Source organism: Elusimicrobiaceae bacterium (genome assembly GCA_017528825.1).
GTDB lineage: Bacteria > Elusimicrobiota > Elusimicrobia > Elusimicrobiales > Elusimicrobiaceae > Avelusimicrobium.
Map to the genome: position 1 here is coordinate 1 of JAFXOI010000001.1, position 22398 is coordinate 22398.

The 22398-nt window shown below is 44.9% G+C and carries 22 protein-coding genes and 1 tRNA gene; 14 read left to right on the forward strand and 9 right to left on the reverse strand.

Going from position 1 to position 22398, the window contains the following annotated elements:
* The 5 genes from IKN49_00005 to IKN49_00025 form a co-directional block, all read right to left on the reverse strand.
* A partial coding sequence (locus tag IKN49_00005) for a M48 family metalloprotease (GenBank protein MBR3631448.1) occupies positions 1-662 on the reverse strand: 662 nt, incomplete at its 3' end.
* 3 nt (positions 663-665) lie between these two features.
* Positions 666-1697 (reverse strand): M48 family metallopeptidase, encoded by a 1032-nt coding sequence (locus IKN49_00010; GenBank protein MBR3631449.1) that lies wholly within the window; start codon positions 1695-1697, stop codon positions 666-668.
* 9 nt (positions 1698-1706) lie between these two features.
* Positions 1707-2273 (reverse strand): LemA family protein, encoded by a 567-nt coding sequence (locus IKN49_00015; protein ID MBR3631450.1) that lies wholly within the window; start codon positions 2271-2273, stop codon positions 1707-1709.
* A 9-nt stretch (positions 2274-2282) separates the two neighbouring features.
* Positions 2283-4304, reverse strand: a complete 2022-nt coding sequence (locus IKN49_00020) for a sulfatase-like hydrolase/transferase (GenBank protein MBR3631451.1) — start codon at positions 4302-4304, stop codon at positions 2283-2285.
* Positions 4305-4402: 98 nt separating this feature from the next.
* The gene (locus IKN49_00025; protein ID MBR3631452.1) at positions 4403-4822 is read right to left on the reverse strand and encodes a hypothetical protein; all 420 of its coding nucleotides are present in this window, start codon (positions 4820-4822) and stop codon (positions 4403-4405) included.
* Between the two features lie 113 nt (positions 4823-4935).
* Between IKN49_00025 and IKN49_00030 the strand changes: the two genes are divergently transcribed.
* The 4 genes from IKN49_00030 to deoD all read left to right on the forward strand — a co-directional run bounded on the left by IKN49_00030 (position 4936) and on the right by deoD (position 8430).
* Positions 4936-6423 carry a TM0106 family RecB-like putative nuclease gene (locus IKN49_00030; protein ID MBR3631453.1) on the forward strand — a complete coding sequence of 496 codons (1488 nt, stop codon included), beginning with the start codon at positions 4936-4938 and terminating at the stop codon, positions 6421-6423.
* Positions 6420-7208 carry an inositol monophosphatase gene (locus IKN49_00035; protein MBR3631454.1) on the forward strand — a complete coding sequence of 263 codons (789 nt, stop codon included), beginning with the start codon at positions 6420-6422 and terminating at the stop codon, positions 7206-7208. The genes IKN49_00030 and IKN49_00035 overlap by 4 nt, the downstream gene beginning before the upstream one ends.
* Before the next feature lie 21 nt (positions 7209-7229).
* Entirely contained in the window at positions 7230-7637 is a 408-nt protein-coding gene (locus tag IKN49_00040; GenBank protein MBR3631455.1) for a hypothetical protein, read from the forward strand.
* 76 nt (positions 7638-7713) lie between these two features.
* Positions 7714-8430: a purine-nucleoside phosphorylase gene (gene deoD / locus IKN49_00045; GenBank protein MBR3631456.1), complete on the forward strand. Its 717-nt coding sequence runs from the start codon at positions 7714-7716 to the stop codon at positions 8428-8430.
* A 90-nt stretch (positions 8431-8520) separates the two neighbouring features.
* Here the strand turns inward: deoD and IKN49_00050 are convergent, their stop codons facing one another.
* The 3 genes from IKN49_00050 to IKN49_00060 all read right to left on the reverse strand — a co-directional run bounded on the left by IKN49_00050 (position 8521) and on the right by IKN49_00060 (position 12705).
* Positions 8521-9021 (reverse strand): type II secretion system protein, encoded by a 501-nt coding sequence (locus IKN49_00050; protein ID MBR3631457.1) that lies wholly within the window; start codon positions 9019-9021, stop codon positions 8521-8523.
* Between the two features lie 375 nt (positions 9022-9396).
* Positions 9397-11004, reverse strand: coding sequence for a hypothetical protein (locus IKN49_00055; protein ID MBR3631458.1), 1608 nt, complete (start codon positions 11002-11004; stop codon positions 9397-9399).
* Positions 11005-12705 carry a hypothetical protein gene (locus IKN49_00060; GenBank protein ID MBR3631459.1) on the reverse strand — a complete coding sequence of 567 codons (1701 nt, stop codon included), beginning with the start codon at positions 12703-12705 and terminating at the stop codon, positions 11005-11007. It abuts the gene before it with no gap.
* Positions 12706-12824: 119 nt separating this feature from the next.
* On the opposite strand from IKN49_00060, the gene IKN49_00065 reads away from it, so the two are divergent.
* Positions 12825-12897, forward strand: a tRNA-Thr gene (locus IKN49_00065).
* Positions 12898-13191: 294 nt separating this feature from the next.
* On the forward strand, positions 13192-14490 hold the full coding sequence (locus tag IKN49_00070) for an HlyC/CorC family transporter (GenBank protein ID MBR3631460.1): 1299 nt from the start codon (positions 13192-13194) through the stop codon (positions 14488-14490).
* 34 nt (positions 14491-14524) lie between these two features.
* Here the strand turns inward: IKN49_00070 and radC are convergent, their stop codons facing one another.
* A complete protein-coding gene (gene radC, locus IKN49_00075) occupies positions 14525-15202 on the reverse strand; it encodes a DNA repair protein RadC (protein ID MBR3631461.1) in 678 nt (225 codons plus the stop codon).
* Between the two features lie 92 nt (positions 15203-15294).
* On the opposite strand from radC, the gene lpdA reads away from it, so the two are divergent.
* The 8 genes from lpdA to IKN49_00115 all read left to right on the forward strand — a co-directional run bounded on the left by lpdA (position 15295) and on the right by IKN49_00115 (position 22366).
* A complete protein-coding gene (gene lpdA, locus IKN49_00080; protein ID MBR3631462.1) occupies positions 15295-16653 on the forward strand; it encodes a dihydrolipoyl dehydrogenase in 1359 nt (452 codons plus the stop codon).
* Positions 16650-17360 carry an RNA methyltransferase gene (locus tag IKN49_00085; protein MBR3631463.1) on the forward strand — a complete coding sequence of 237 codons (711 nt, stop codon included), beginning with the start codon at positions 16650-16652 and terminating at the stop codon, positions 17358-17360. The genes lpdA and IKN49_00085 overlap by 4 nt, the downstream gene beginning before the upstream one ends.
* A 65-nt stretch (positions 17361-17425) precedes the next feature.
* Complete coding sequence (gene buk, locus IKN49_00090) at positions 17426-18538, forward strand: butyrate kinase (protein MBR3631464.1); 1113 nt, start codon at positions 17426-17428, stop codon at positions 18536-18538.
* Between the two features lie 12 nt (positions 18539-18550).
* Entirely contained in the window at positions 18551-19468 is a 918-nt protein-coding gene (locus IKN49_00095) for a hypothetical protein (protein ID MBR3631465.1), read from the forward strand.
* A gap of 39 nt (positions 19469-19507) precedes the next feature.
* Entirely contained in the window at positions 19508-20794 is a 1287-nt protein-coding gene (locus IKN49_00100) for a M23 family metallopeptidase (protein MBR3631466.1), read from the forward strand.
* Complete coding sequence (locus IKN49_00105; protein ID MBR3631467.1) at positions 20791-21366, forward strand: ATP-binding protein; 576 nt, start codon at positions 20791-20793, stop codon at positions 21364-21366. The genes IKN49_00100 and IKN49_00105 overlap by 4 nt, the downstream gene beginning before the upstream one ends.
* Positions 21366-21932 (forward strand): ATP-binding protein, encoded by a 567-nt coding sequence (locus IKN49_00110; protein MBR3631468.1) that lies wholly within the window; start codon positions 21366-21368, stop codon positions 21930-21932. The genes IKN49_00105 and IKN49_00110 overlap by 1 nt, the downstream gene beginning before the upstream one ends.
* A gap of 26 nt (positions 21933-21958) precedes the next feature.
* Positions 21959-22366, forward strand: coding sequence for an SEC-C domain-containing protein (locus IKN49_00115; protein ID MBR3631469.1), 408 nt, complete (start codon positions 21959-21961; stop codon positions 22364-22366).
* Positions 22367-22398 lie beyond the last annotated feature (32 nt).

The following is a 22398-nucleotide window of genomic DNA, read 5'->3' on the forward strand; positions in this document are numbered from 1 at the left end:
ACCATGCCTAAAATATGATCACTGGCCGGAGTATTCTTCTCTCCGTAAAGTAGATACTCTCCCACAAAAGTGAAAAATCCCAACCCCATCACCAGCATTGCGTTGGCCCGCGGATCATATTGGCTAATACGTACCAGCTCATGCGCCAACACCGCTTCTAACTCGGTCCTAGACAATTGTTTTAAGGTCCCTCTGGACAAAATAATAGCCGACTTTTTAGGAGACATCCCCACCGAAAAAGCATTCATGGATTCATCTTCCAGTACATATAATTTGGGGGTTATCATACCACAACGGATGCACAAAGTGTTCAAGATTTCAAATGCTTCTTCATGCTCAAAGCAGGGCAATTCTTTGGCACGCACACATTCCAAAATAATTTGGTCGCCCTGTTTCCAGGCCTGCCACGCCCAAAAAATAGCCATCCCTATGCATAACGGCAACAGCCACAAACAAGTTTCATGCGCAGACACAAGTGCTTGTCGCCACAAATCACTCCAACTCCACACATTGGTATAAGAAATATACTTTAAGCAACCGAGCAGAAAATAGCCGCCGCAAACAATCAGCCAAATTGCCACAGAAAACGAGATAGGCAGACTGGCCGCCCACAAAACGCTGTTACGTTGGTTACGGCGAATATGTTCATAAGCTACTGCCATGGGTCAACCTCGCAGCACATCGGCGTCCATAGTGCGCAATTTTGCAATACGCTTAGAGGTAGGAGGATGCGTCGCAAACAAGCCGCTGATTTCTGAAAAAAGCCCCATTTTATCCAACGGATTGGCAATACACATAGCGGCCATGCTTGCATGCTGGTCTAATACTTCCACCCGCGGATCTTTTTCTATTTTTTCCAAAGCATTTGCCAAAGCTCCCGGATTGCGCGTCAGAAGCGCGGCTGAAGCATCCGCCTGATATTCGCGAGTACGGGAAACCGCCAAACGAATCAGCGGCGCGATCAAATATCCGTAAATAGCAAAGAAAATACCTAAAATAAGCAAAACCAAACGAGCACCGCCTTCATTTTTACTATTACGTGAAACGCGCGCTCTCAAGGCAGAACGGAAACACATTTCCGATAAAAAGGTAAAAAAGGAAATACCGGCTACTGTAATTAACATCAAACGAATATCTCGGTTTCTGATATGAGAAAGTTCATGGGCAATCACGCCTTCCAGCTCTGCCCGCTCCAAACGCCGCACAATGCCAACGGTCAGGGCAATGGAAGCATGCTCCGGGTCGCGGCCTGTGGCAAAAGCATTTAACGAATTGTCATTAATTAGATAAATTTGGGGTAGCGGTAACCCGGAAGTAATGCATAAATTTTCCACCAAGCGAAAAATTTCGGGCTGAGACTCCTTGGTTATTTTTAAGGCATTGGCTCCGCGCAATAAAAGCTGATCTCCAAAATAGTAAGAAATAATAATCCATAAAACAGCCACTACCCACAATACCGGTATTACGATACTGGCCATACGATTGGCACGCTCTAACGGAGTTCCCTCTCCCATATACGCCGCGCCACTGGTTTCATAGTAACTTTCTGCCGAAGAAATATCCGCTGTTTGTACGGCCAGATTGGTATAGCCGAACAGAAACAGATAGCCCAAAGCCGCAAAGGTGATCGGAAAAAGCAAAACAAGCAGCCACGTGCGCCGCTTGTTTTGCTCTATGAAATCATAAGTGGTAGGCACAACCTACTCCTAAAATTCTACTTTTACAGGTTGGCTGACAGCTGCTTTTTCTGCCTCATCCAATTCGAAGAAATCTTCTTTTTCAAAATGGAACATAGCCGCTACCACATTGCTGGGAAATGTTTCCAATTGATTGTTATAAGCCAATACATTGCCGTTATAAAAACGACGACCGGCTTGCAACTTATCTTCCGTGTCACGCAGTTCGCGTTGCAATTCCAAAAAGTTTTGGTTTGCTTTCAATTCCGGGTAATTTTCGCTGACTGCAAATAAAGATTTCAACGTACCGCTCAAGAAATTTTCCGACTTGGAAACGTCCTTCATATTCTCATGGGGTTCCATGGCCATATTACGCGCTTGGATCACGTTTTCCAAGGTTTCTTTTTCGTGTTTGGCATAACCTTTTACGGTATTGACTAAGGTGGGTATCATATCATAACGCCGTTTCATTTGCACTTCCACGTCACTCCACGCCTCTTTCACACGGTTACGAAGCGTAATAAAACGGTTATACGCCATGACAAAATAAATCGCTAACACAACTAATAGAACTAATACTATTCCAAGTCCAGCCATTGCTGCCTCCTATTGGTCCTGCTCATTATTTTTATGATTATTATACAACAAATACTTAGAGGTTTCATACAGGCCCAAAGCCATATTTTTCATATGCGTGTAGCGTTGGGGTTCTTCACTGGCTAAGTTACGGTTAAAATCCGGAGCTCCGAATTTATACAAACCGTCTTGACCGTCTACTCCCAAAATTTGATAATAATACTCCCCTTGCACAAAACCAATGGGGTGCGGAGTTTGTGCCCATGCATAAAGGAATGCACCGGGTTCATGTTTGTAGCTTAGGACATCCCGCCCGATAGAACGAGTCATATATCCGCGCCCTAACAAACCCATCACCGTCGGGACAATATCCACTTGGCTGGCCGTCTCGGTCACCACACGCGGTTTTTTAATCACCGGACCAGCCAAAATAAGCGGCACTTGGTGATTAATCAAGTTCAGTTCCACATACCCGCGCGGCATATTTTCCGATTCGGGAGCCGCTAATCCGTGGTCCCCAAAAATCACAAACAGCGTATTATGATAATAATCCGATTTTTCAGCCAGCTTAAAAAATTCATGCAAGAAATGATCCGACAAGCGCAAGGAGTTATATTCATCCACACTCACAAAACTGCGCTTGTGCACTTGTTCGTTCGTCAAGGTAGTGTTTGGTACAAATCCTGCATTATCAGCCGGAATGGTGTAGGGACGATGATAGCCGGCCGTTTGAATAATGGCCAAAAATGGCTTGCCTGTCTTATGCTGATCGGCCTCCAAAATACGGTTGGCCTCCCGGAACAAGTCCAAATCGGAAATACCCCACACATCGTTGCGGTGTTCATTTTGGAATTTGCCCTCTTCGTACATATGTACATGATCCAAATTATGCTCAATAACTCCGCGTATATTTCCCCAGCTGGAACTGCCGCCAATGAAATAATACTTTTCATACTCACGCAAAGCATTGGCCACCAAATGTTGATCTACAATGAGCGGATTGCGGGAGCTGGTTTTGACAGAACTTACATCGGGGATACCCGTTAAAGTGGCAAATACCGCACGCGCTGTGGCAGAAGTGGGCGTAAAGAAATTGGTAAACAAAATACCCTTATCTGCCAGTGATTTAACAAACGGCGTAGGGTCCAAATCCGGATTCGTAAAGGAGGATTTGTTCCATGCCAAAGATTCCATAAAAATCAGCACCACATTGTAATCTTTGGGCTGGGCAGACGAAGCATATTCCCGTTCATAATTAAGCGTCTCTTTGTTGGGGTGTTGCACCTGCAAGTAGGCCGCCACTTCATCGTAATAGTGACGGGCTTTGTTTGCATCGTAATCTTTGCCCATGGCAAAGCGATAAGTATCAAATAAGTTCAAGACCGGGTTTAAGGTTAAATTGCAGATAAAATTATTAGTGGAATGGTACGCATTACTCCAGCGTAGCGGATATTGGCTGATTTGTCCGAACATCAATCCCCCCGTTATCAAAAGACCTCCGAAAAACCAAGCCAAATTGCCTTTCCAACGGTATTTATCATCCCGGCCAAAGGCATAAGTCAATAATTTTTTGGTAAAGAAATATCCGATTACGGCCCATAACAAAAGGCCTAAAATAATCCATACAACCGGGTAGGTTTCCCACAACATTTGGGCGGAAATAAGGGCGTTTTCGGAATAGGTGAAAATGGAAGAAGTGACCCGCATGGAAATATATGCATAGTGTGCAAAATCCGTGAAATATATCAACATCAAAAGCATTTCAATTAGCGCATAAAACCAACAGACACCTTTTTTAATATACGAGGCTTTATGCCAAAAAGCGTAAACCGTTAAATATAATCCCAGTGGAATTGCTACTGCGCAGGCCAGGCGGGCATCAAATTTGGCACCAATATAAAATGTTTCCCAAAGCTCGTGATAATGTTCGGGCGTCAAAGCTCCGCGGTACACATACATAAACACCAAACGCAGGGCTTCAAATACGAGCCAATTGCCGAAGATAAACAAAGCATAGGACTGTATCCAGCGGGGAACTGCCAATTTTTTCATACACCCTCCTAAATATACTTATATTTTATCAAAATATAAAGAGGGCTAACCAAAAATAAACCCCGCTCGTTTGAGCGGGGTTTTAGATAAAAGTAAAATTACTTTTCTTTTGTTTCGGTCACTTTCATGCTTTCCAACTCTTCAATCAAACTAAGCAAAGTGGGTTGCAGTTTATTCACATATTCCTGCTCAAAAGTAGTTAACCGTTGTTCCATCCGGGCCACAATTTTGCCTAAATCAGCATTGTTTTTATCTTGTGCTAATTTCTGCTCTTCTAGTTTATAGTACAGCTCTTTCACCTTTTCTTTCAAATCCGTCACTTCCAAGGCAGAGGTGTTCTGCAAAGAGCTCAAAATGGACGCCCGAGAGGCAAACGCCGGTTTGGCTACCGTCATTACTGTTAAATCTTCTACCGGATAATCCAGGGACGTATCTTGCACCAAAACAGCCCGATATTTTGCTGTAAAATAAAACAGCAAAATAAAACAAACTACAAATCCGATCAATTGAAAAAGCATTGCATTTATCATAGTTATAAATATATTATCATATTTTCACTACTAATGAAGCAATTCTTTGCCGCCAACACTCTTTCTGGCGATATCCCTAAAAATATCATAGAATATAAGTAATGAACGAAGCCTTATTAAATACCTTATTTACACAATTTTCAGCTGGGCGTACTCCCGACCATACCGATTTCAACGCTTCTAAAATGTTTTCTCTTTTAGAAGACCCCTTTGGGATTTGGTGTTCCTTTCACGCCCCCCGAGAAGAGGCCGTGTCCGAACCCAATCAATATGAAAATCTAAAAGTCCGCACCGACCGCCACAACCGCGACAACTGGATACGGGAACATTTTCCCGGAGTGGAATTTATCACCGCGTCTAATGACACAGAGCGTTTTCGGGCCACTTTGCGTGCTATGATAGAAGGCAAACCCTCTATCGTGAATGCCTCTTTGTGGAATTTACCGAAAAATGTTTACGGGGCTGTGAATATGTTGCAACGCATGGAAGGCGGCAGCAGTGTGTTCGGTCCGTATTATTACCGCATCGTTCAGTTTAAACGCGCCCATGACTTAAAAGAACATTATGCTTTGCAGATTTCTTTGCTTAACAACATTTTGGCAGCGATTCAACAATTTACCCCCCGCTATAGCCGCGTGGAGCTCAAAGGTAAACACACAGACGTCGATTATACCGAACATGAGCAGCGCCTGATCAGAGAACTAGACTATTTCCGCGCCATACGCGACGGAAAAGCAAAACCGGAAGCCCACAAACCACCCAAAGCCGCCCATGCCCCGTGGCGGGTATATGCCAATAAAATTACCGCCCAAACGAAAGATTTACAAATGTTACCGCATTTGAGCGCAGAGATGCGTCAATGTCTAAAAATTTGCGGATTATTCAACACGGACGATGTGGCACGTGCCGGTTTGGCTACGCTACAAACTATTTTGGAAGAACCCTATGCCTCAGATGCTTACTATACCGCTCTTGCTTATTTGAAACAACAACCGGTCCTGCGGGCGGAAGGGCATTTTCCGCCGCCAGTCAAAGCCCATAACTTGTATTTTGACTTTGAAGCAACGGAAACTTTTACCAAGGAAAATACTTCCTTTGTGTACTTAATCGGCATTTGGGATAAAGAAGAAAATAAATATGTTTCCTTTGTTGCCAAAACACCAGAAGAAGAAATTAAGATCTTTGAGCAATTTTGTGATTATGTCAAAGATCCGGAAAATACCGCTCTGTATCATTGGACGGAATATGAAGTGAAGAAAATGCGCAAGCTCGCTAGTGAAAACAAGTGTGACGCTGATAAATTAAACCGCCTTATCGGCTTGTGTTATGATTTGAAAGTCGCAATAAATAATGCTTTCTACTTGCCGGCACCCAGTTTTTCGCTCAAGGCGGCCGCGCCGGCATTTGGTTTTCATTGGCGCCAAGATGACTGCGGTGCCATGGACAGCATGGTTTATTTTACCAATTGGCTTAAAACCGGAGATACCAATCTACTCAATAAAGTACTCATGTACAATGAAGACGATTGTATAGCCATGCTATACCTAGAAGAAAAACTCAAACAGGCAACTATTATTAAACCTCTATGAAAAACGAATTTGCTGTCTTGCAAGAATGTCTCTACACCGCCGGCAATATTGCCAAGCGGCATTTTGGCAAAGTGTCCTATCACTTAAAAGGACGCGACAATTTAATCACAAAAGCCGACGTGGCTTGCCAAAAAGCTATTTTGAAAATCATTCAGAAAAATTTTCCGCAACATGATTTTTTAGCCGAAGAAAACGGCCTGCGCAACACCGGCAGTCCTTGGCGATGGATTATTGACCCCATTGACGGCACTACCAATTTTGCCCACCACATGCCTCATTTTTCTACTTCTATTGCACTTGCGTATCAAAATGAGATTGTGCTTGGCGGTGTATATGATGCCAGCATGGATGAACTGTTTTTAGCTCGTAAAGGCCGCGGCGCTACGTTAAACGGCAAAAAAATACGGGTTTCTTCCGTCAAAAAAGTAGAGCGTTCGCTACTGGTCACCGGTTTTCCGTATGGAAAAGAAAAACGTATCCAAGAGCTGTTAAAACCTTTCGAAAATTTTCTTTTATCCTGCCATGATGTGCGCCGTTTAGGATCTGCCGCGCTGGATTTATGTTGGGTGGCGTCCGGACGATTTGACGGATATTGGGAAGATTCCTTAAATCCTTGGGACGTTTCAGCCGGAAAATTGATTTTGGAGGAAGCCGGCGGAAAAGTAACCCTTTACAACGGCCGTCCGTGGAAACAAGTGGAACAATTTGGACAACAACTTTTAGCCAGCAACGGACTGATTCACCGGCAAATGTGTGCTATAATAAAAAAGAGCACATCCCGTTAAACATTTTTGAGTGAGGCAACTATGTCTATCAGCGTGGTAAAACAATATAGCGTCTTTTTAATTAATGAGCCCGGTTCCTTAAAAAATTTTACTCAATTATTTTCTCACGAAAACGTCAACATCTTAGGCATTTCTTCTGACGTGCGTTTTGATGCGGCAGTAGTGCGGGTGGCCGTTAAATACAATGACGAAATCGGACACGCTTTAACCAAAGCAGGATTTACGAATGTAAAAGTCAATGCAATTTGCGTAGACACTCCGGAACGATTGGGCGTTATACGCGATATTAGCGATGTGTTACAAAAACAAAATTTGAACATCACCTCCATTTACGGAGCAGGCACACACAACGGACGCGCCCGGTTTATTATCGTGGTCAACAATATCACACAAGCCTTATCTGCCTTAGAAAGTTCCGGTTTATTTTGAGCGCTGTTTTGTGTGAAAAAGATTTTGCGGTTTGTACTAAAATTGAAGGAAATTACTGTTTGCAAGGAGATGTTTTATGAGCCAAATTCCTACGCCTCATATTAATGCCAAAGCCAATGATTTTGCAGAAACTATTTTGTTACCCGGAGACCCGTTGCGGGCCAAATTTATCGCGGAAAATTTTCTGGAAAATGCCAAACAAGTCACTTCTGTACGTAATGTACTGGGATTTACCGGCACCTATCAAGGTAAACCCATTTCCGTCATGGGAACAGGCATGGGATGCGCCTCTATGGGAATCTATTCCTACGAACTCATGCATTTTTATGGTTGCAAAAATTTAATCCGCATCGGCACTGCGGGCGCCTTAACACCCAAACTCAATGTCGGAGATATTGTACTGGCACAGGGAGCCTGCACCAATTCCAATTATGTAAAACGGTTTGGCCTGCCCGGCGATTATGCTTGTATAGCCAGTTATACTTTGCTGCGAAAGGCCGCCGATACCGCTGAAAAATTAGGGCTTCCCTATGCGGTAGGCAATGTAGTGACCTCTGACATGTTTTACGCCCCGCAAAAAGTAGCTCCTGCCGGTATGACGTGGGCGGATATGGGCGTATTGGCTGTGGAAATGGAAACGGCCGCGCTATATGCCAATGCCGCAGCAGCCGGGGCCAATGCACTTACCATTCTGACCATTTCCGATTCGGAATTTTCCGGCCATATTACCACGGCCGAAGAACGCCAAAACAGTTTTACCAATATGATGAAACTGGCCTTACAGCTGGCATAAAAAAGAATTTGCAAAATTGGACCAGTCTTTTTCATAAATGAAGGAACTCCGAGCATAGACTCGGAGTTCCTATTTTTGTAGTTCAACTTTTTAACAAGGTTTTTCAGTATTTATATCAAAGCAACTAAAACCTTCCTGCTTTAGTACTTTGCATATAGCTAATCCTGCCGTAGATTTAGCGGCACATTCATGATAGGTCCATTTAGAAGTAACTAGGTTGCCATGAACGGTTACGTAAAGAGTATTGTCATTTTTGCGTACCCAGATATGACTGGCATCAGCATCTGGTTCACACACCACAACGGAAGGACTATATCCTTTATTTTTCAAAGAAGCCATCGGCAATTCCACACTTAGTCCGCTTGCATCCTCATCAAAGTCATGACAACCCTCTGTTGGCACTCCATTTTCTAATACATATAATGCTAAAGCTTGTTTAGCATCCCGGATAAACAATAGTATTTCTGCCGCTCGTGCCTTGGCTACTGCTTTTTCATATTGCGGCAAAGCAATGGCTGATAAAATACCGATAATTAACACTACTACCAACAACTCAATAAGCGTAAACGCTCTGTTATTTTTTAACAACATAACAACCTCCTTTATTAATTTCTTAAATGCTACAAAAAAAAAACGGTGTCAAGTGTTTTGTGCAATACTTTTTCTTTCCGAAGAAAAAGTACACAAAAAGACGGTCGGCCAAGAAGCAAAAAAGAATCTGCAAACGGCTGTTTGATAAACTCGCTTTGCTCACACATATCAAACAGACTACCCCGTTTGCAGACTATTTTTTACTACGCTTCAAGGCCGATTTATAACAGCAACATGCGATATAGGTTGGGGGGCACCCTGACACAATCCACAATATCTCATGCTTCTGTCGGGCCAAGCCAGAACTATAAAAACTAAAAAAGAATTACAAATCCCCCTCGCACAACGAGGGGGATATTTATTTAGCAAGAACTCTCATTTGGGCAACGACAAAAACGGCGCGCGGTCCGGTTTTTGTTGGGTAGGCACCATCTCTATTTCTTCTACTAAAATAGAGGGCGTAATCACGGATACATTGCCCAAATTGACTGATTGTGCATCTGTTCCGGCCGCTGCGATATCACGCAAACTACGAGCGGTTAACCCGTCCAATTTGATGCCATATACAGCTTCTTTATGTCCGTCTGCCGTATAAATTCGTTCCGCTAGTACATAGGGGAAAGAATGGAAAATATAGCCATATTCTAGCCCCAACTCTCGGCAACGCTGCAATAATTTTTCTTCTAATAGTTTTGGGGACACGGCGCTCATTGGCTCAAAAAACACGTTCGTCACATCCGCACGCGGATAGGCACTTACAGAACGAGCATGCCCGTTACTGCGGCTTTGATCTTTAATTAAACTACGCATGGTAGGCAACATTTGCAACTTGCCATTTTCTACCAAATGTAATTCTTGGGCTTGTACGCCCTCCGCATCCACAGGCATAAATCCTGACAAAGGGAAATCTTGATACTGACGTGCTTGCGGGCGGTCAAAGACCTCAAACATCGGGCTCATCACGCGCATACCCACCTTGTCTTTGAACAGTCCGGCACTGGCATCGGTTTCACTGCGTGCGGAGAGTAATGGTTTGCTGTTACGGATATTTTTGATGAATAATTGTTGAAAAAATCCGGCAGCTGCCTCCGGCATAAACAGCACAGGACCGATATAAGGTTCCGCTTTCTTGGCTGTACGCTGTTGCGCTATCTGTTGTAAAAATTCCGTTGCTTTGGCACGGATGAATTCCTCTGCTTTATTAATGTCTACCGGTAGAGGATAGTTAGCTTGTAAATTTCGTTTATAGCCGTCTGTATTACGGAAGCTAGCTACTAAAATCACCTCATTAGTGGGAACTTGTATCTGGTAAAAATTTCCTTCACTATCTAGGAAATAGCGTGCGATTTGCCCCAATCGCACGGACACTTCATACTGTTCCAAATAATTCCGTTTTTTCCCTTCGGCAGATAATTCTTGCACCAAGGCTTCAAAAGGCGCCGCCGGATAAGGTTCAAACGGCCGAATCTCTTCCACATAAGAGGCGTGCGGAGCCGTTGAAAAATCGTTTGGTTCTTCGCCCAAGTTTTTACGTCTTCTGTAGGCCTCTTTCTTTTCGGCTAAATTGGAGGCTTTGATATATTCCAAATCAGTCAATTGCCATAAATTTTGGCGTAGGGCTTCTTCGCTATCTCCGCCCCGGCCGGAAAGCACCGTATAAGGATAACGATCATCCACAAATCCCGAACTATTATGTTTTTGATCTCCCGCATACATATAAACAGCCATCCCTACACCGGAAATAGGGTTCTGCCCCGAGGTTTTGTACAATTGCCCCATATCCGCCGAAAAGTTTTGTCCTTCTTGGTGAGCCACTCGATAGACAATGTAAAGAGGTTTTGCGCTTCCCTTTACGTGCAGATGCTTTTTTGTGCGATTCATCTCTGCCTGCATCGCACGGAAATATATATTATCAGGCAACTGCGTAGCGCTCACGCTCTGCACCAATAAACATAAGAAAAAAATTCCAAGCCACTTTTTCATTTATTTGCCCTCCTTTTTAAGCAATGGGGAAGGCAATACCGGCGGTTTGAAATCCCCTTTTTGTGTTTTTTCCATTTCCATTGACTGGAGTAGCAAGCTGGGCGCAATGTTCGTTTGAGGCACCCAACCACTTTCTGCCCCGCAACTGCCGTCAAAAACTGTATCATCATCCCCCACTGCCAACACTTTGTTGAAACTGACTAACGGGGTGCCCACTACATCAAGTCCTCGCACCAGTTCTCGGCGGCCGTCCGGATATACACGCCATAGCAGCTTGGCCTGTAATTTAAAACTTTGCGGCATAGAAGTACCCGTAAAAGTAAAACCACCACCCAAATCCTCCACAATAAATCCATAAGGTTTGCCTTGGCGTTTAATCTCTTCAAGCAATTGTTGTTCCAACTGTTCATACGGTACGGTTTGAGAAGCTGTGGTGCGCATAATGCCCATACGTGCCACCGCGCGACGCCCCGTTTCCCGACGGCCATGTCCATTGGATAAGGCAAAGCCATTAATAGGGCTGCTGGACATTAAAAAGTTCTTGAGTACTCCGTTTTCAATCAAAGTAACCGGACGCGCCTGCACGCCTTCATCATCATACAAGTAGTGTCCGCGCAGGGCGGTTCCGTTAAATTGTGTTAGCGTAGGATCATCCACAATCGTTAGTAAAGAGGAAACAACCGGTTGTCCCACTTTGCCTGTAAAGGTTTGTCCCTCCGAATCATCTTTTTGCCGATGACCTTCCAGTCGATGCCCCAATACCTCATGTACAAACACCGCTGCGGCTTTCCCTTTTAAGATAGTAGGGGCGTTCAGCGGTTCTCCTTCCGGGGCCGAAGTTAAGTCTGCAAGTTCCTGTAAAGATTGTTGTACATCTGCGGTCAATTGTTCGACGGAAGGAAGCTCCTCTTGTGAGAATACATTATAATCCTTAAATCGTTCTACCGTCATTCCATCAGCTGTTCGGTTGGATATACGATACATCAAACGCAACCGAGCGTATGGCGTTTTCAAGCGGGTCCCGCGGCTATCTACAAAATAACGGTGTCCTTGCGTAATACCGAATGAAAAAGAGCTGTCCAGTACATATTCCTTTCCAATGACTAATTTGGAAGCCTCTACTAATAAGTCTTTGATTTTTTCGATATCTACGGTTTGCAAATCCTGCTGATAACAAGCCGTTTGTTTGGGTGGGAACACAAAATCATCCGATTGATCTTTTGTTTCCGACATGGTGCGCACATTGGCTGTCACACGGCTATAATTTGCTTGTGCTTGTTCGACCGCTTTTTGCGTGGCTCGCCACCAAGCCAGCTTAAAAGATTTCGGATTTTCAATAGAAATCTGCGCCGCACTTTCTACTCCTGCCAAAGAAGTGTCTTGCCCTTCCCCTTTCAAGGCATGTGTATCATCTAATTGCAAACTGCCGGCACGGGCTTGTACTTCTGCATTGGACGTATAGGTATGATACTGTTGGATTACTCCGCCCAGTTCCACCGAAATGCCTTCATTTTCACCTTCCTGATAGGTATAAGATAAATAGTAAATAGGCGGCTTCTGTTTTTTCAAAACCGCAAAACTGCGCTTTAACTCCTGCTCCATGAACCGAAGCGGTACTTCTTGTTTAACATCACATACTGCCGGTGCGGCCCAACTTGCCACGGCATAACATATACATCCTAAAATTAACCATTTTTTCATAATCGCTTCCCACAATAAGATAGTGTTATTGTAGCAAAAACAGTCTTCCAAACAACTAAATATCCTTGTTGAGTTTGTGAAAGTAGTCCAAAATTTGATATGATAAAGCATAGTTTTATGCCGAGGTAGCTCAATTGGCAGAGCAACGGTTTTGTAAACCGTAGGTTGTGGGTTCGATTCCCATCCTCGGCTTTTTTCTTCGGATTTTGCGTGATTTCGTTGTTCCTCACTCGCTCGGATACCTCGGGTTCCACCCTTTTACAGTATACACTCGCTCGTTCGTGCCTAGAAATCTCAGCAAACTCCTGTGAAAAACTTACTCTTTAGCGTTCTTACATCCTCGGCTTTTTTCTTCGGATTTTGCGTGATTTCGTTGTTCCTCACTCGCTCGGATACCTCTTTTCTAACGGTCATTTGTTTTAACATAGAACCTCCAAAAACGACAATACTTTGAAAGGGCTATCGCATATTTGATAAACTCACTTTATGATGGCTTTATTCATTATTGTATTGATGCTGATACTCAATGCGTTGCTGGCTGCTTATGAAATGGCGCTAGCATCCATCGCGCGCACGCAATTGTCTATTTCCGTGCAGGAGAAAAAGAAAGGAGCTGAAAGTGCGCTCTATATGAAAGACCATATAGAAGGCAGTTTGGCTACCATTCAAATCGGCATCTCGTTGGTAGGCGCAATTGCCGCTGCCGTAGGCGGAGCAGATGCAGACAAAATCTTTACCCCTTGGCTACAAAACACGTTACACTTGCATCATCACCTGGCTCACATTGTATCTGTGATATTGGTAGTATTACCCTTAAGTTTTGTCACGATTGTGTTTGCAGAACTGACCCCCACAACTTTTGCGCTGAAAAACAAAGAATGGGTGGTTTTGTCCCTTTCTCCGTATATGCGTTACCTGTATAATTTTCTATTTCCTTTAGTGCGCATCATGGAAGACATTGTCGGCTTTTTAACTAAAAAAACACTACGCAAAAACACCGACCCCAAAGCCGCTCAAAAAATTGCCTTGGCAGATTTACGCGCTGCTGTATCTATCGCTTCCAACTCCCGTTTATTTACCCAAGCGGAGGAAAAAATTGTGCTTTCCAGCGCGCAGTTCTGCGTGCGAAAAATTAAAGAAATCCAAGTGCCTTTGGACCAAGTCTACATGCTATACGCGCAAGACACTATAGCAGACACTTTCATCAAAGCCCACTTGGATATGCACACCCGCTTTCCGGTCTATGAAACACCGGAGGACCGACAAAGCATCATCGGTTATTTGAATTTTAAGGATATTTTCAATGCCACGAAAACAGCCGCGTCCGGAGTTTCCCCCACCACGCGCTCTATCTTGCGCCCAATCATGCGTTTAGATGAAGATACTCCGATCTCTACCGCCTTGCAACAACTCATGAAAGCCAAGCAACATATTTGTCTGGTGACCGATGACGAACAAATTACCGGTATTTTAACGTTGGAAGACATTTTTGAAGAATTGGTGGGTGAAATTGAAGACGAATATGATTTCTTCCCGGCGTATATACGTCCGTTTGGTAACGGTTTAGTGGTCAGTGCCACGGCCCGTATACAGGACGTTTTCAAAGAATTAAATATACCGATTCCTGCAGATATCCCCGCTCAGCAAACTGCCCAACAATGGGCCGAACAACAGGCCGGACACGCACTGGTCTCCAGCGAAACCGTTTGTGCTAACGGGCTGCAGGTGGCTGCCCGCAAATTCCGCCGGCGCAAATTGATGGAAATGTTGGTAACGAAATTGTAATACTTCTGCTGTAGAAAGTTTGCGGAAAATTAGCCTAAATTTTTCCATTGGCTTTTAAGCTGTAGTGCTCGCCTTTTCCAATGATAATATGATCATGTACGGTAATGCCAAACAAAGCGGCCGCACGGGCCACATCTTTGGTCATGGCCACATCGTCCATGGACGGCGTTGGATCTCCGGAAGGATGATTATGCACTAAAATAACAGCCGAGGCTTTGGCAGTAAGCACATGCTCTACAATCTGACGCGGTGTAATGCTGATTCGGTCTAAGCTACCACGACAAATAATCTCCGTTCCTATCACGGTATTACGCACCGATAAGTAGATCAATTCCAAACATTCTTCGCTATGGCCTGCTAAGGAGGCTTTGCAATAATTCAAAACTTCTTCCGGCGTATGAATAACTGCTTTTTCCTTTACTTCATCCAAACTATATTTTTTGAACACATCGCGAATGAGTTTCAAAAACAGAGCGCTTTGTTTTCCGATACCGGGCACGGCACATAATTCCTCTAGCGGAGCATCCAAAACAGCCGAAAGCGTACCAAAACGCTTCAGTAGCGCCCACGCTAGCGGTTTGGTGTCTCGCCGTGCGATACAATACGTCAGCAACAACTCCAGCGTCTCATGATCTAAAAAATGATCCAGCCCGCCGGAAGCAAATTTCTGGCGGATACGCTCTCGGTGTCCCATATAAGAAGGTTTTTCCATGTCCCCCATAATTTAATTATATGTTTTTTCTGTACTATTTTTAATGCTAGAATAAAAAGAAAGTTTTATTTTGTCTTTTGACAGGAGTTGATATGGCTTTGAAAATAGCGGTTATCGGAGGCGGTCCTGCCGGATATCCGGCCGCACAAACAGCGGCTCGTTTGGGAGCGGAAGTTACTTTAATCGAACAAGCTCAATTGGGCGGTGTGTGTCTGCATTGCGGGTGCATTCCTTCCAAATCTTTGTTGGATGCCGCCCACCGCTTAGACATTGCGCGTGATATTTCTCGCTTCTTAGAGGGAGATCTGACTACTCTGCCGGCAGTTTCGTGGAAGAATATTCAAAAAAGGCAACAAACTGTTACCCAAAAATTAGCTACCGGCGTGACGGCTCTAATGAAACAAGCCAAGGTAACCGTGTTGCAAGGTACCGCCTCATTTATGGATGCACATACTTTAGCGGTACAAACGCCGGAAGGGGCACAAACCGTAGCCTTTGACAAAGCCATCATAGCTACCGGTTCGCAAGCATTTATCCCCGCCCCGTTTGACCAATTATCCGGTTGTTTATATGACAACAGTACGATTTTTCAATTGCCCGCTCTACCCAACAAGTTAGTAATCGTTGGAGGCGGAGCAATTGGCTGCGAAATGGCTACTTTTATGGCGGCTTTGGGAGTGGAAGTGCATTTGATTGAAATGCAACAAAGACTACTACCCGCCATGGATGAAGGGTTGGCCCGCGTAGCAACTAAATCCTTACAAAAACGCGGAGTACATATTTTAACCGGCCAAGCCGTTACGCAGGCCCGTATAGAAGGAAAACAAGCCATCCTTACATTATCAGACGGTTCTACCCTAACTACTCCGGCCGTATTAGCCGCTATTGGACGCTCTTGTGATTTGACCGCATTACATCCGGAGCGCGCAGGTTTAACATGGAACCGCAAAGGTTTACAAAACGTCAATCCGATTAATTTACAAGTAGCTGACCACTTGTACGTCGCCGGAGATGTCACAGGCCTGTGCTTATTGGCGCACGCCGGTACCCGTCAGGGTATAGTAGCCGCACAAAATGCCTGTGGTCAATCTGCTGTTTATAACAATGCGCTTATTCCAAATGCAGTTTATACCTTCCCCGAATTGGCCTGCGTGGGAATGAGCAAAGCCCAAGCCCAAGCACAAGGGATTGCAATCAAACTCCACAAATCCTATTTGTTAGCAAACGGTCGGGCACAAACAATGGACGAAACCGAAGGTTATGTGGAACTCATCAGCCAGGCCGATACCGGTAAATTATTAGGGGCCAACTTGGCTTGTGCCCACGCTTCGGAACTACTCAGCGCATTAACCGTAGCGGTGGAAGCCGGTCTGACTATTTCGCAACTCAGACAGGTCGTATTTCCGCACCCCACTTTAAGTGAGGCCATTGGGGAGGCACTCGCTAAATGAAGCGGTCAATCGCTATTGTCTTGGTACGCCCGCGCGACCCCAATAATATCGGGGCCGCCGCCCGTGCAATGGCAAATTTTGGACTGAGTGATTTGCGCGTAGTAGAGCCGTATGAACCCTCTTGGCGTACCGCAGTCAGTGCCGTGGGAGCCGCTGATATTATGCAAAAAGCGCACTTGTTTGATACACTGCCGCAAGCCTTAGCCGATTGTACGGTCACCGTGGCAACAACGGCACTTAAAAACCGTCGCTTAAATGAAAAAATTGTAACACTACCCACATTCCCTGACTGGATCAACACACAACCGGCGGGTAAATTGGCTATTGTATTTGGAAATGAAAAAACCGGCCTTTCCAATGAAGATATTGAATTATGTAGTGCCGCCATGCATATCCCCACCACAGCCAAGCAACCTTCTATTAATTTAGCGCAAGCGGTTATTTTAACTTGTTATGAACTGGCCCGCGGACAAGTGCCCCCGCGCGGCAAAAGCGCCCTCAAAGCGGCTACTTTTTCGCAAGTGGAATTGGTGATTGACGAATTGGAAGGGCTCACGCAATACGTACACTTCAAACAAGACTATACCGTCAAGCAACGCAAAGCCATTTTACGCAAATTAATACAGCGTGGCGAACTGTCCAAAGGAGATTTGTTTTTCTTAAAGAAATTTGCGGCACATATTCATGGAACATTAGCCCGTAAATAAACGGGCTTTTTTGTGCCCGCTGATACGTGCGAAAATGTTACAATATAACCAAGCAAGGAGCAATCATGCAACCGAACATATTAGTCATTAATCCCGGCTCTACCTCTGATGATATCGGTTATTACCGCGGATCCGAAACGGTATTTGAGGTGACGGTTCGCTATTCACAAACCGATTTAGCCCCTTACGAAGGGAAAAATGTAACCGAACAACTACCCTTGCGCAAAAAAGTCATTTTGAATTATTTAGACGATCACCATATTCCGTTAACGGAGATCCATGCCGTCATCGGTCGTGGCGGATTTATCCGCTCCGTAGAAGGCGGTGTGTACGAAGTTAATGACCAAATGGTATCCGATTTAGAAACCGGCCGATATGGCGGCATACATGCTTGCAATTTGGGGGGCATTTTGGCGCGTGAAATCGCCAAAGATGCTCACTGCCCCAGTTTTATTGCCAATCCGGTCGTCATTGATGAAATGCAACCGATTGCCAAATATAGCGGTATGCCCGGCAATCCGCGCATATCCATTTTTCATGCCTTAAGCCAAAAACGGGTAGCCCGTTTAATTGCCGAAAAATTAGGGCATACATACGAAGAAATTAATTGCATTATCGCACATGGTGGCGGGGGCGCTTCGGTAGGCGCGCACAGACATGGCAAAGTGATTGATGTGAGCCACGGCTATGAAGGCGATGGCATCATGACCCCCCAACGTAGCGGCGCAGTGCCCTGCTCCAAGCTGGTGGAAATGTGTTTCTCCGGGAAATATACCCAAGAGGAAATCCGCCTTATGCTACGCGGCAAGGGCGGTTTAGTCGCTTACACTGGAACGTACGATATTAAAGAGTTGGAAGAATTTATTAAAACCGGGCAAAAACGCCCCGGCTCACTAATCCATTGTACCCCGGAGCAAGCCAAAGAAGCCTTAGATGCCATGATTTATCAAATGGCTAAAGAAATCGGTGCTATGGCTGTGGTGCTGGAAGGAAAAGTAGATTTTATTGCTTTAACGGGCGGACAAATGTATAGCAAATATATTCCGCCTGAAATCGGGCGGCAAGTGGGGTGGATTGCCCCTATTTATGTGTTTCCGGGCAGCGAAGAAAAAGATGCCCTGCGCGACGCAGCAAGCCGCGCTTTGGAAAATCCCTCTATAGTAAAACATTATTCGTAAAGGAGTCATAACATGAAGTTTAAGAGTTTTGAAGACCTGATTAATCAGGTAAAAGGAAAATCAAATCGTGTCGTCGTCCCCGGCGCCAACAATTCCGAGGCGTTGCAAGCCATCAAAATGGCAGACGAAAACGGCTTGATTTCTCATGGTATTTTAATTGGTCCTATCGCCCAAGTAAAAGAAATGGTGAAGAAAATCGGATTGCCGGAAGAAAAATTCGATTTCATTGATTGCGAAGATGTCCCCACCATGTGCAAATTGGCCGTAGATCAAATTTTGGCCGGAAAGGGTGATTTCCTGATTAAAGGATTAGTAGATACAAAATACTACATGAAAGCTATTTTGAACAAAGAAGCTCATTTGGTTCCGGAAGGTGCTTTGTTGTCTCACTTCGTTTTGTATAGCACCCCGAAATATCACAAACCTTTTGCGGTTACGGACAGTGCTGTAGTGATTGCTCCTACGTTGGAACAAAAAGCTAAAATCATTCAAAACGCCGTCAACACCATGCACAAATTGGGCTTAGAAACTCCTAAAGTGGCTTGCGTGTGCCCGGTAGAAAAAGTGAATGAAAAAATCCCCAGCACCGTAGATGCCGCCACGTTAGCGCAAATGAACGGCGAAGGGAAAATCACCGGTTGTGTAGTGGAAGGACCTTATGATTTTTATATTTCCATGTCTGCCCAACGCGCTGCTGAAAAAGGAATCACGGGCAAACAAGTAGCCGGTGATGCTGATATTTTGATGTTGCCGGACTTGGACGCGGCCAACCCGCTTTATAAAGCCTTAGCTTTCTTCGGCGATCACATGGAAGCGGCGGCTGTACTGGTCGGTCCGAAAATTCCCGTCATTTTGCCCTCCCGCGCAGATGACCCGAAAGTCAAACTCAACGCTATTGCGCTGTGCTCTTTCTTAAAAGATCAAAAATAACCGTTTAGGAGGCCGGACTATCCGGCCTCCCTTTCTTTTATGTACGAAAAGTTTCTTGCGTTTCTAAATCGGCATTACCGCCGGTATCACGATGTATTATTTTATATTTTCACCTTGGGAATTATCGCTGTTACCACGGTAGTGGCCGTTCATATCTCCAAACAAAAAGATAGTTTAGATTTACAAAATTCTTATATCAAAGAGATTGCCGTTTCCCAATTTACAATTCAAGAAAAACCCATTTATATTGCTCTACAGGAATTAGGACTCACCAACCGCGAAGTGCTAAATATCGTAGAAAAATTAAATTCCGTAACCGATACCCGCAAACTCCAGCCGGCAGACACCTACTCTATTTCCACTACTACGGACGGTCGCTTTGCGATGCTACTGCTTCATAAGGGGCTCAGTCACTATTATGTGGCTGATGTGGCAGGACAATTAGTAACCGGTGTATCGGATATGGAAGTAAAAACCCGCGTTAAACATACAGCCGGAAAAATTGAAGGGTCGCTTTTCCAATCTATGCTCAAAGACGGCATTACCACCTCGCTGGTATTGGACTTGACCGATGCTTTTTCTTGGGCAATTGATTTTAATACGGAAACCCGCAACGGCGATGAATTTGCCGCCGTGTGGGAAGAAAACTATACGGCCGATGGCACCATTACCAGTCAAGAACTGGTAGCCGCCTATTACAAAGGCCAAGCGGCTGGGGAGCATTACGCTTTTTACTATGAGGATGAATTTTTTGATCAGACCGGCAAAATTAGCAAAAAAATGTTCTTAAAATCGCCGATTAGCTTCCGCGGGGTGCGTATTACGTCGCGCTTTAATCCAAGTCGTATGCATCCCATTTTACGCATCCGCAGACCGCATTTAGGAATTGATTATGCCGCCCCTGTCGGCACGCCCATTCAAGCAGTGGCCGACGGAGTAGTAACCTTCGTAGGCACTAAAGGCGGCTTTGGGAAATACTTGGAAATACGTCACGCCAATAATTATGTTACCTCATACGGTCACTTAAGCCGCTACGCCGCCAAGGCCAAAAAAGGCAATAAGGTCAAACAGGGCGATACCATCGCTTACGTCGGATCTACGGGGTTATCTACCGGTCCGCATTTAGATTTTCGTATCAAAGAAGGCAATAAATTTGTAGACTTTTTAAAGATGAAAAATCGCAACTCTGCGCTACGTTCCATTACCCAAGAACAGCGCGAGGACTTTGAACAAGTAAAAGCATTGTATTTGAAATCTTTACAAGAAGCGCGAACCGACGCCCATTTGCCTCAATTGGAAGCGGCCGCGCAACAGGAGTCAATATGAAAAAACGTATTGCTTTAACCGGGGGCCCCAATGGTGGCAAGACCACAGCCTTATCGGTACTCAAAGAAACATTTGGAAATAAAATTGAACTGGTGCCGGAAGCCGCAACGCTGATTTTCAGCGGTGGTTTCCCGCGCAAAGACGGCAGCCGCCCTCATGTAGAGGCCGCTCAACGCATTATTTTTTACACCACTCAGCAATTAGAAGAGCTGGCTATGAAAACCTCTGCGGCTGATTTGATTATTTGCGACCGGGGTACTGTGGACGCGGCGGTGTACTGGCCCGGCGGCATTGATGCGTTCTTTGCCGATATGGGCACTACGCTTGATGAGCAATTGGCCCGTTACGATGCGGTTATACACCTTTCCCCTCCGCTTAAGGCCGAGTTCTACCAATCTACCAATGTGCGTACGGAAAGTTTGGCTGAGGCTTCTGCCATTGACCGTAAGATTATGAAGATTTGGGAACGCCACCCCAACCGCATGGTCCTGCCCTCTATGGAACATTTCTTCCAAAAAGCGGGCATCATCAAGAATTTTATTGAAACATTAATTCCTCAGGAGAAAAAATAATGAGTAAAAAGAAAATCGTTTTAACCGGCGGCCCCAGCGGCGGCAAAACAACTGCCTTATCTATTTTGAAAGAAACTTTCGGCAGTAAGATTGAAATCGTGCAAGAAGCGGCCACGCTGATTTATAGCGGCGGTTTCCCGCGCAAAGACGGTAGCTCTGCTCATGTGGAAGCGGCCCAACACATTATTTTTTATACCGTACATCAATTAGAACATTTGGCCGATGTTACCAGCAATGCACAACTCATTGTGTGTGACCGCGGCTCTATTGACGGAGCGGTGTATTGGCCGCATGGACCGGAAGATTTCTTCAAAGCCATGGGCAGCAGCTTAGAGGCCGAACTGGCCCGCTATGATGCTGTATTACACTTATCCCCTCCGCCGCAAAAAGATTTTTACCAGTCCACCAATGTCCGCACTGAAACTTTGGAGCAGGCCTTGGAAGTGGACCGAAAAATTTTGAAGATTTGGGAAAAGCACCCCAATCGCGTTATCGTGCCCGGCAAAGAACACTACTTTGAAAAGGCCGAAATTATCAAAAATTTTGTAGAGAAATTACTGCAATAATTTTACAAGTAGGAGTTTAACTTATTATGTGGAACCCATTCAAACGCAAAAAAACTACGCCGGAAACTGCGGCGTCAACTGCCCCTGTTTCTTCGGAAAATAAAGCCAAGAAAAAGGAAAGCATTGAGGAGCGCTTGGAAAAAGAACTAGACGCTCTGCCGGCAATTTTCAAAAACAAATTAAAAGATCCGCAAGTCAAACAACGTTTCATTGACATCGCCAAACGTATGGAAAAAGACGGAGTAGACTTCAAAAGCATTCGCCAAATGAAGAAATGGATGAAGGAACACGAAGCGGAACTAAAAGCCGAACAAGCCGGCAATATGCCCAAGGTGGAAACGGTAGTACATGATGGCCCGCGCATCGGCCGCAATGACCCGTGTCCGTGCGGCAGCGGCAAGAAATACAAGAAGTGTTGCGGCAAAGACTTATAAAATAAAAACCCCCGCTCCTGTGAGCGGGGATT

Bases quoted from the DNA above. Each gene is read 5' to 3' on its own strand.
- IKN49_00050 (MBR3631457.1), bottom strand. From the start codon at position 9,021: ATGTTGTTAAAAAATAACAGAGCGTTTACGCTTATTGAGTTGTTGGTA.
- lpdA (MBR3631462.1), top strand. From the start codon at position 15,295: ATGGCTTTGAAAATAGCGGTTATCGGAGGCGGTCCTGCCGGATATCCG.
- radC (MBR3631461.1), bottom strand. From the start codon at position 15,202: ATGGAAAAACCTTCTTATATGGGACACCGAGAGCGTATCCGCCAGAAA.
- IKN49_00095 (MBR3631465.1), top strand. From the start codon at position 18,551: ATGAAGTTTAAGAGTTTTGAAGACCTGATTAATCAGGTAAAAGGAAAA.
- IKN49_00015 (MBR3631450.1), bottom strand. From the start codon at position 2,273: ATGGCTGGACTTGGAATAGTATTAGTTCTATTAGTTGTGTTAGCGATT.
- IKN49_00035 (MBR3631454.1), top strand. From the start codon at position 6,420: ATGAAAAACGAATTTGCTGTCTTGCAAGAATGTCTCTACACCGCCGGC.
- IKN49_00100 (MBR3631466.1), top strand. From the start codon at position 19,508: ATGTACGAAAAGTTTCTTGCGTTTCTAAATCGGCATTACCGCCGGTAT.
- IKN49_00040 (MBR3631455.1), top strand. From the start codon at position 7,230: ATGTCTATCAGCGTGGTAAAACAATATAGCGTCTTTTTAATTAATGAG.
- buk (MBR3631464.1), top strand. From the start codon at position 17,426: ATGCAACCGAACATATTAGTCATTAATCCCGGCTCTACCTCTGATGAT.
- IKN49_00110 (MBR3631468.1), top strand. From the start codon at position 21,366: ATGAGTAAAAAGAAAATCGTTTTAACCGGCGGCCCCAGCGGCGGCAAA.
- IKN49_00060 (MBR3631459.1), bottom strand. From the start codon at position 12,705: ATGAAAAAATGGTTAATTTTAGGATGTATATGTTATGCCGTGGCAAGT.
- IKN49_00085 (MBR3631463.1), top strand. From the start codon at position 16,650: ATGAAGCGGTCAATCGCTATTGTCTTGGTACGCCCGCGCGACCCCAAT.
- IKN49_00055 (MBR3631458.1), bottom strand. From the start codon at position 11,004: ATGAAAAAGTGGCTTGGAATTTTTTTCTTATGTTTATTGGTGCAGAGC.
- IKN49_00030 (MBR3631453.1), top strand. From the start codon at position 4,936: ATGAACGAAGCCTTATTAAATACCTTATTTACACAATTTTCAGCTGGG.
- IKN49_00105 (MBR3631467.1), top strand. From the start codon at position 20,791: ATGAAAAAACGTATTGCTTTAACCGGGGGCCCCAATGGTGGCAAGACC.
- deoD (MBR3631456.1), top strand. From the start codon at position 7,714: ATGAGCCAAATTCCTACGCCTCATATTAATGCCAAAGCCAATGATTTT.
- IKN49_00025 (MBR3631452.1), bottom strand. From the start codon at position 4,822: ATGCTTTTTCAATTGATCGGATTTGTAGTTTGTTTTATTTTGCTGTTT.
- IKN49_00115 (MBR3631469.1), top strand. From the start codon at position 21,959: ATGTGGAACCCATTCAAACGCAAAAAAACTACGCCGGAAACTGCGGCG.
- IKN49_00070 (MBR3631460.1), top strand. From the start codon at position 13,192: ATGATGGCTTTATTCATTATTGTATTGATGCTGATACTCAATGCGTTG.
- IKN49_00020 (MBR3631451.1), bottom strand. From the start codon at position 4,304: ATGAAAAAATTGGCAGTTCCCCGCTGGATACAGTCCTATGCTTTGTTT.